Source organism: Rhizobium leguminosarum bv. trifolii WSM2297 (assembly GCF_000271845.1).
The window spans coordinates 2,014,572-2,015,186 of record NZ_JH719395.1; the positions used below are offsets into that span (position 1 = coordinate 2,014,572).

The 615-nt window shown below is 62.0% G+C and carries 1 pseudogene; it reads right to left on the reverse strand.

The features are described from left to right. Positions 1 to 62: 62 nt before the first annotated feature. Positions 63 to 615, reverse strand: a pseudogene (locus tag RLEG4DRAFT_RS64475) (transposase); the annotation flags it as partial.

The following is a 615-nucleotide window of genomic DNA, read 5'->3' on the forward strand; positions in this document are numbered from 1 at the left end:
CGTCATGCCGTTCCACCGGCGTCTAATAAAGCGTCACCCCCAACTTCCCTCACCAAGTCAGTTTATGCGGGCGCGAGCATTAATTCATTTTGCTGCTGCAAGGCGTCTCTGACCCGGGCGTTTGCGATGGTGATGATCTTGCGCATGATGGCGGTGAGCGCGACGCGCTTTGGTTTTGCGGCCTTGAGCAGCGCCTGATAGGCTGTGGCGAACGGACTATTGCCACGACAGGCGGCGAGAGCAGCGATGAAGAGCGCCGGACGGATCTGGCGTCGCCCGCCGGTGGTGCTGCGGTGCTAGCTTGCCTTGCCACTTTCTTTGGGATGCGGAGCCACACCGGCGAGGCTTGCGACCTGGCGGCGGTTGAGGGTGCCGAGTTCGGGCATGACGGCCAAGAGCAGCGGCACCAGAACCGGTCCGATGCCCGGCACCGACCGCAATGATTTAGCCCGCAGTGCCAGATCGCGGCTTTCGCTAATCAGGGTGTCGATCTCTGCCTTGAGCGCTTCGATATGGCGCTCCAGTTCGCAAAGATGGGCGCGGATATTATCGGCGATCAGACTGCTGCGCGGGGCTTTCAGGCGGTTTTGCTCCTGCACCCGCATGGCGACGAGG